5 protein-coding genes and 2 riboswitches are annotated in these 8521 nt (G+C 43.8%); all 5 genes read left to right on the forward strand.

The window, feature by feature from the left end:
* Positions 1-58 precede the first annotated feature (58 nt).
* Positions 59-1009 carry an AAA family ATPase gene (locus DP120_RS10810; protein ID WP_112223684.1) on the forward strand — a complete coding sequence of 317 codons (951 nt, stop codon included), beginning with the start codon at positions 59-61 and terminating at the stop codon, positions 1007-1009.
* Positions 1006-2220, forward strand: coding sequence for a DUF58 domain-containing protein (locus tag DP120_RS10815; protein ID WP_112223685.1), 1215 nt, complete (start codon positions 1006-1008; stop codon positions 2218-2220). Before DP120_RS10810 ends, DP120_RS10815 begins: the two co-directional genes overlap by 4 nt.
* Positions 2217-4412, forward strand: a complete 2196-nt coding sequence (locus DP120_RS10820) for a transglutaminase TgpA family protein (protein ID WP_112223686.1) — start codon at positions 2217-2219, stop codon at positions 4410-4412. The genes DP120_RS10815 and DP120_RS10820 overlap by 4 nt, the downstream gene beginning before the upstream one ends.
* Before the next feature lie 31 nt (positions 4413-4443).
* Positions 4444-4545: riboswitch (purine riboswitch) on the forward strand.
* Positions 4546-4673: 128 nt separating this feature from the next.
* Positions 4674-6212, forward strand: a complete 1539-nt coding sequence (gene guaA, locus DP120_RS10825; protein WP_112223701.1) for a glutamine-hydrolyzing GMP synthase — start codon at positions 4674-4676, stop codon at positions 6210-6212.
* Positions 6213-6298: 86 nt separating this feature from the next.
* Positions 6299-6400, forward strand: a riboswitch (purine riboswitch).
* A 138-nt stretch (positions 6401-6538) separates the two neighbouring features.
* Positions 6539-7876, forward strand: coding sequence for an NCS2 family permease (locus DP120_RS10830; protein ID WP_112223702.1), 1338 nt, complete (start codon positions 6539-6541; stop codon positions 7874-7876).
* The last annotated feature ends 645 nt before the right edge of the window (positions 7877-8521 follow it).

Consider the following 8521-nt stretch of genomic DNA (forward strand, 5'->3'; position numbering starts at 1 on the left):
ATGAGTAAGAATGTGACAATTCAAAATATTATTTGTCACCCATTGGGGGAAAATTATAATGAATCCAAAAGATCAACTAAACAAAGTTATTGATAATATTGAAAAAGTCATTATCGGCAAGCGGGATATCGCCGAATTGAGTATGGTGGCCATGCTGTCCCATGGGCATGTCCTGCTTGAAGACGTACCAGGTGTAGGGAAGACCATGCTGGTCCGGGCATTGGCGAAATCGGTCGGCGCGGATTTTAAGCGCATTCAGTTTACCCCTGACTTATTGCCCTCAGATGTTGTCGGCGTTTCGATCTACAATCCAAAAGACATGGAATTCAATTTCCGCCCGGGTCCGATTATGGGCAATATCATTTTAGCCGATGAAATTAACCGTACCTCCCCGAAAACACAATCTTCACTGCTTGAGGCAATGGAAGAAGCTTCCGTTACCATTGACGGCGTCACTATGCAGATTCCTAAACCATTTTTTGTTATGGCCACCCAAAATCCAATTGAATATGAAGGAACATATCCATTGCCGGAAGCGCAACTGGATCGTTTTCTCCTGAAAATTAAAATGGGCTATCCTACTTCCAAAGAAGAAATGGAAGTCTTGAACCGTTCACAGCTTTCCATGCCAATCGAAGACCTGCAATCAGTCATATCTCTTGAAGAATTGCTGGAATTGCAGCGGGAAGCGAAAAACATCAAAGTGGATGAAACAATCCGAAGCTATATTGTCGACCTTGCCCGTCAAACACGAAACGATCCTTATGTTTACTTGGGGGTCAGCCCCCGGGGATCGATTGCCTTGATGAAGTCGGCACAGGCTTATGCTCTATTGAAAGGACGGGATTTCGTGACGCCGGATGATGTTCAATACCTGGCTAAATTCGTTTTTGGACACCGCATCATGCTCCATTCAGAAGCCCGTTATGACGGTATTTCAGCAGAAGAAATCACTGAGCGCATCTTAACGAAGACCAAAGTGCCTGTCCAAAGGCTAGTCGGCCAATGAAACGAATCAAAAAAGCCCTATCGTTATGGGGAAGAATAATTTTTGTGATTTTTATCCTGTTGCTTACTTTTTCATTTGCGATGTTCCAGGGCGGTTTTGTCAGCTGGTTCATCTTTTACATGGCTTTGCCATTTGTTCTGTATTCCTTGCTGTTAGTTTTTTATCCGCTTCAGGATATTGAATTGAACCGCCAAATCCATACAACGCAAATCAGAAGAGGACAGAAATACTCAGCAACAGTACATTTTAAGCGCAAATTATCCTTTCCTCTTCTATATACAGTATTGACAGAGAAAACAAACTCGATCGCTTTGCGAAAAAGGAATCCTTCGGATAATCGGTCAATGTTCATGCCTGGTTTTCGCAAAACCCATACCTGGCATTATGAAATTGAAGATATGCCAAGAGGCGAACACGTTTTGGAAGGCATTGAGCTGGAAATTGCAGATTTTTTTGGCTGGACCAAAAAAACGAAAATGTTCCCCTTGAAACAAACAATCCTTGTCTATCCAAAAACACATGATATTCCTTATCGTGCCCTTGAATCCAGTTATGACCAAGGAGCTATGGCAGCGCCCCATACATTGGTAAAAGATACGACAATGGCTACAGGCATCCGTGATTACCAGCCGGGAGATCGTGTTTCTTGGATTCATTGGAAATCATTTGCACGGACCCAGACCCTGCGCACCAAAGAATTCGAAGACAGACAGGCCGAAGATTTATTTCTTCTGGATGACCGAAAGCCTTCGGAAAAATTTGAACTGCAGGTGGAACTGGTAGCTTCTTTGCTGCAGTCTATCGTCAGAGGCAATTCAAGTGTTGCCTATCTATCTGTTGGAAACAGTATCGATTCATTTCCTGTGATTCATTCAGAGAGCCACTTGCAGCGGGTTATGTATCATCTGACAAAAGTATTGCCTGATTTGGACCGGCCTGCTGATGAAGTGGTTAGCCGGGATCTTCAGCAAATCCGTGCTTCAACAGTGATTTATGTAACCGCTAAATTGACGGTTGAAATGGTCGATGCCATCCGGAGAAATGTGAAAAACCTCAATACCTGCATGTGCCTCGTCGTAACGAATAACGGCGAAAAGTTTGGGAAGGCAGACGAAGCCGCCCGTCAATTTGCAGTATCAAAAGGTTTTATCGTCAAACTTGTAGCACCGGAGAACTTCGCTTCGGTCTTTACGGAGGTGAGCCGCAAATGAATTCCATTCGAAAAAACAAGGCATTCATGGCGATACTGTATATTTTAGTTTTCCTCTTGTTGGCGGAATGGCTTACTCCTGTCATCACCTTGACCGATACCGGCCATAAAACGTTATTTCTTGTGTTTATCGGGATCAGTCTGCTCATGGCTTTTTTGCAAGTGCATTGGGCAATCTCTGCTGGTGTGAAAATACTCTATATTATGTGGTTTCTCATCAATGTTTATACTGAATCCGCTTTTTTCTCTTTTGAAGCTTTAGGATTTATTCTTTCTGACCTGCGGATAAATGTAGAGGCGCTGTTTTCCCAGGACTGGGCCCAAACAACCGATATATTCAGGACTGTACTATTTTTCAGCTTGTTATGGATGGCTGTTTACCTTATCCATTATTGGGTCAGTTTCCGTTTAAGTATTTTCCTTTTTTATATTCTGACGGTTATCTTCATCGCGGTTCTGGACACATTCAGCCCTTACAATGGGGATACTGCAATTGTCCGCATTATGGTTGTCGGCCTCATGCTTGCAGGGTTGCTTCATTTGGCAAGATGGCTTGAAGGTCACCGTATCAATGAAACAATCGAACGTTTAGCGAGTTTCATTATCCCGTTATTCCTGATGGTCGCGGTTTCCACAGCCCTGGCACTTTATTTGCCGAAAGCAGGGCCGTTATGGCCTGACCCGGTTCCATATATCACTTCGTTTTCCGGTGAAGGGGGACCGGGGCCGGCTGCAGTCGGGAGAATTGGTTATGGAGTAGATGATTCCGAACTTGGTGGATCTTTTCTTGGAGATGATACCCCGGCGTTTCGGGCGGAAGTCGAAGATGGACAGTACTGGAAAGTTGAAACGAAAGATGTTTATACGACGAAAGGCTGGGAGCTGAGTGAACCCGGCGCCGACCCGGTTCTTTACAGTAACGGTGATCTTATCGAAACAGAGTTTGAGCCAGGAGCTGAAGACGAATCGCTCAACGCAGTACTTGAAATGGAACAGGATTTTCCGTTTGTTCTCTACCCGTATGGAATAGAATCCATTCAGATGGAAGGGGAAATACGTTACAGTTATTCCCCGGTTGATCAGAAAATCGAACCGTTATTAAGCGGGGCGCCGTATGAGCCGGATGCTGTGGAAATTCAATTCAATGAACCGGTCTACAGTTTAACGGGTCTTCGTGAAACAACTGTCGATAAATTGGCTGAGCTGCCGCCGGAATTTGACCGCTATAAACAGTTGCCGGATGAATTGCCGCAGCGAGTCAGAGACCTTGCAGAAGAAATCACGATGAATTCTGAAACTGTTTATGATAAAGCTCGAGCTGTAGAAGACTATTTCGAAAGAAATGATTTCGAATACAGCCTGACAAATATTCCAGTGCCTGAAGAAGACCAGGATTACGTTGATCAATTCTTATTTGAAACCAAGCGCGGCTATTGTGATAACTTTTCAACTTCCATGGTAGTTTTGCTGCGCAGTCTGGATATTCCTGCACGCTGGGTAAAAGGGTTTAACGAAGGTCTGCAAGTGGACAGCGACAATGAACGCGAAACTGAAATATACGAAGTCACCAATAACAATGCCCATTCATGGGTGGAAGCTTACATGCCTGGTGTTGGTTGGATGCTGTTTGAACCGACCATCGGCTTTACAGGATCTTCCGAAATCGATTTTGATTTGGACATCGATTCATCAGACCCGGAAGAACAAGAGTTGCCGGAGCGTCCGCAACAGCCGGAACTTGAAGAAGAAGAGGATGCTGCAGCGGCTGCGTCTGAAGGGTCAAACGGTCCTGGGTTATGGGAGCGGATAAATGAATTTGTATCAGAACATAAAGGAGCTGTATTTTTAGGAGCAGCAGCTTCTGTATTCCTGGCAGTATTGTTATTTCTCAAACGCCAGAGATGGCTGCCGAAAGTATTGGTTCCATATTACCGAAGAAGAAATGGCAAACAGACATTTGAAAAAGCCTATCTCCGCTTATTGAAACAATTGGATCTCTACGGCATTAAAAGGGAAGATGGGCAGACATTGATGTCTTATGCCAGATATATCGACTCTTTCTTCGGGACAAAGGAAATGACCCGTTTGACGGCTTCTTATGAGCAGTCCGTCTACGGTGGCCGTCCGGAAACTGTTGAATGGCGCGAATTGAAGGAAAGTTGGGAAAACTTAATCAATCGCACAAGCAGTTGATTTTGCCCGGGCTAACTTGTACAATTGAGAAAATTATAAGTACAGGTGCCCTCATATATGTCCGGTGATATGGATCGGATGTCTCTACCAAGTCTCCGGAAATGACTTGACTATGAAGGCGGATGCCGCATGCATATTTTTGCATGGGGCTTCGCCTTTTTGATGTAGAGCAAAAGAACGCGAGGAGCTTTTTCGCGTTCTTTTATTATTTGTGCCGCCTGAAATCGATCAGAAGAGGTGAAGGTTTTGCCAGTCAGTCCTATGTTAAAAGAACAAAGTAAAATCGTCGTATTAGATTTCGGCAGTCAGTATAACCAGTTGATCACACGGCGCATCCGTGAACTTGGAGTCTATAGCGAACTCCATCCACATACGGTTACCGCTGAAGAAATAAAAGAAATGAACGCTACCGGCATCATTTTTTCAGGTGGTCCTAACTCGGTATATGATAAAAATGCTTTTTCCATCGACGATGCAATATTTGAAATGGGTCTGCCGATTCTAGGAATTTGCTATGGCATGCAGTTGATGGCCTTGCATTTGAAAGGTGACGTCAAAAAAGCGCAGAACCGTGAATACGGTAAAGCCGAGCTGAAACTGGTGAAGGAAAGCAAATTGTTTTCTGGAATGCCTGAAGAACAAATTGTATGGATGAGCCACGGCGACCTGGTAACTGAAGCACCTCCTGGATTTGATGTTATCGGTACAAGCGCAGGCTGTCCGATCGCATCGATGGCTGATGAATCCAGAGGTTTTTACGGTGTCCAGTTCCACCCTGAAGTTCGCCATTCAATCTATGGCAATGAATTGCTCCGTCAATTTGTTTTCGAAATCTGCGGCATGAAGGCAGATTGGTCGATGGAAAACTACATCGAACTCGAAATTGAAAAAATCCGTGAAGAAGTCGGAGATAAAAAAGTTCTCTGCGCCTTGAGCGGAGGAGTAGACTCATCAGTTGTAGCTGTTTTGATTCACCGGGCAATCGGTGACCAGCTGACTTGTATGTTTGTCGATCACGGGCTGCTTCGCAAAGGAGAAGCGGAAAGTGTCATGAAAACTTTCGCAGACGGTTTTAACATGAACGTCATTAAAATTGATGCGCGCGACCGTTTTATGAACAAACTCGCAGGCGTGACTGATCCGGAACAAAAGCGTAAAATCATCGGCAATGAATTCATCTATGTTTTTGATGATGAAGCTTCCAAACTGGAAGGAATGGACTTCCTTGCACAAGGAACTTTATATACGGATATTATCGAGAGCGGCACAACGACTGCCCAGACGATCAAGTCGCACCACAATGTCGGCGGACTTCCGGACGACATGCAGTTTAAACTGATTGAACCACTGAATACCTTGTTTAAAGATGAAGTGCGCGTTCTTGGCACGGAACTTGGTATGCCTGATGAAATCGTTTGGCGCCAGCCATTCCCGGGTCCTGGTCTCGGCATCCGGATCATGGGAGCGGTCACTGAAGAAAAACTTGAAATCGTCCGTGAATCTGACTGGATTCTGCGTGATGAAATCAGTAAAGCTGGTCTGGACCGTGACATCTGGCAATACTTCACGGTGCTTCCTGATATCCGCAGCGTTGGAGTCATGGGCGATGCACGCACATACGATTACGCAATCGGCATTCGTGCGGTAACATCGATAGACGGCATGACTTCGGACTGGGCCCGTATTCCTTGGGACGTCCTCGAGAAGATAAGTGTAAGATTGGTCAACGAAGTGGATCATATCAATCGCGTGCTTTATGACATCACGAGCAAGCCGCCAGCGACCATCGAATGGGAATAAAAAGGAAATCACGAACTAAAAGACGAAAAAAATAGATATTGTTCGTGATTTACCTTGTTTATAGAAAAAAGATGTGTTATTCTACAATAGAAATTAAATAACGCTGTCGTATAATGTCGGGGATATGGCCCGAAAGTTTCTACCGAGTTACCGTAAATGACTCGACTACGATTTAAGTTTTTATTCCTTTAATCACACAGGGATTTAAACTTTTTCTGAAATAATTATTTCAGAATTTAAAATCGAAGGGCGCATACGGCATTTTGCTGTGTGCGTTCTTTTGTTTTAATTGCATTTTGCGGCAGCACGCGGAGGAAATGGAAAAAATGAAGAAATATTTTCAGTTTGATGAGCTTGGAACAAATTATCGCCGTGAAATAATTGGCGGTTTAACTACTTTCTTGGCAATGGCTTATATTCTGGTGGTCAACCCGCTGACATTAACATTAGCTTCAGTACCCGATCTTCCCGATGCAATGCGGATGAATTATGGAGCTGTCTTTGTAGCAACTGCTTTGGCAGCTGCACTGGGGTCCATATTAATGGGGGTACTTGCGAAATATCCAATAGCCTTAGCGCCCGGCATGGGATTGAATGCATTTTTTGCCTACACAGTAATTCTGACATACGGAATTCCTTGGCAGACGGCTTTGACTGGTGTACTTTTTTCAGGAGTAATATTTATCCTCCTTACATTGACAGGTGTTCGTGAAACGATCATAAATGCAATACCGGCAGAATTGAAATATGCCGTGGGTGCAGGGATTGGACTTTACATCACTTTCATCGGACTTCAAAATGCTGAAATTATTGTCGGTAATCCGGATACAATGGTAGGAATAGGCGATTTAACGAACCCTTCTACGTTACTTGCTATTTTCGGTTTATTTGTCACAGTGATATTCATGGTACGGGGATTTAAAGGCGGCATTTTCTTCGGGATTCTTATCGCTGCAGTTGTTGGAATGATCTTCGGCATCGTCAATTTGCCGAGTGCCATCATTGATTTGAATGTACCAAGTATGGGGCCGACATTCGGTGTTGCTCTTGAACCGATCTTCAACGATTTCGGATCTCTTATGACCATCGAATTTCTGGTTGTTGTATTAACCTTCTTGTTCGTGGATTTCTTTGACACTGCAGGAACTTTGGTAGCTGTTGCCAACCAGGCAGGCTTGATGAAAGACAATAAATTGCCAAGAGCAGGTAAAGCTCTTCTGGCTGATTCAATTGCGACAGTAGGGGGAGCGATTTTCGGTACGTCGACCACTACTTCATATATTGAATCCACTTCAGGAGTTGCTGCTGGAGCGCGCTCGGGATTTGCTTCAGTAGTCACAGGTGTTCTGTTCCTGGTAGCGATCCTCTTTTATCCACTGCTTGAAGTTATCACAAGTGCGGTCACTGCACCGGCTTTGATAATAGTAGGCGTGCTGATGGTCTCTTCTCTGGGATTGATTGACTGGAGCCGTTTTGAAATTGCTGTTCCGGCATTCCTGACTATGATTGCTATGCCTTTGGGATACAGCATCGCGACTGGGATTGCAATCGGATTTATCTTTTACCCAATTACGATGATTGCTGCAGGAAAAGGAAAGCAGGTTCATCCAATCATGTATGGCCTGTTTGTAATATTTGTTTTGTATTTCATTTTCCTGGCTTAAAATCTCAACATAATGCAAGAAAAGCCCGCCAAGAATTTGGCGGGCTTTTCTTTGGTAATATTTATATAGAAGAAAGGTATAATTTTTAGCGTTAAAAATACACCCAGGAAATGCTTGGCGAAATTTAAAAGGTGTATAGGAAATGGATTGGGCGATTTGATTATCCGCAATCTTCAATTGAAGATTGATATCTAAAACTGACAGAAAACATTGGGTGCTTCTGGTGAGAAGGACAGTCCTAAAATGCAGGAATTAAAAACTTCTCCATAGCTTTGCATGTAAAGGAAATTATTCCTTTCAAACATGTAACTCTATTGTAATTTTATTATGAGAAAATTCTGTTATAATTAACTCAGTAACACCAATAAGAAACTTTAATCTTTTTGTTGACATGTTATTCGTCAGCTGGTATATTAATAAAGTCGCCAATGAGCGCGGCATTAAATTTTAAAACTTGAACCTTGAAAACTGAACAGCAAAACGTCAACGAATGACGTCACGAGCGCCTCGGCGCGAGAACGGCTTTTGCGATGGTCGCCTTCGGGCGATTGGAGCACAGCCTTCGAGTTTCTTGGGTTCGTGACTTAATTACTGATCAGCACTTGTGCAGATCAAAGCGAATCGTGCGTCCTTCGGGACGGCGAT

This window comes from Planococcus halotolerans (genome assembly GCF_003289955.1).
Lineage (GTDB): Bacteria > Bacillota > Bacilli > Bacillales_A > Planococcaceae > Planococcus > Planococcus halotolerans.

What these genes read in the sequence shown, in the direction of transcription:
- DP120_RS10810 (WP_112223684.1), top strand. Translation starts at nt 59, where the DNA reads ATGAATCCAAAAGATCAACTAAACAAAGTTATTGATAATATTGAAAAA.
- DP120_RS10815 (WP_112223685.1), top strand. Translation starts at nt 1,006, where the DNA reads ATGAAACGAATCAAAAAAGCCCTATCGTTATGGGGAAGAATAATTTTT.
- guaA (WP_112223701.1), top strand. Translation starts at nt 4,674, where the DNA reads ATGTTAAAAGAACAAAGTAAAATCGTCGTATTAGATTTCGGCAGTCAG.
- DP120_RS10820 (WP_112223686.1), top strand. Translation starts at nt 2,217, where the DNA reads ATGAATTCCATTCGAAAAAACAAGGCATTCATGGCGATACTGTATATT.
- DP120_RS10830 (WP_112223702.1), top strand. Translation starts at nt 6,539, where the DNA reads ATGAAGAAATATTTTCAGTTTGATGAGCTTGGAACAAATTATCGCCGT.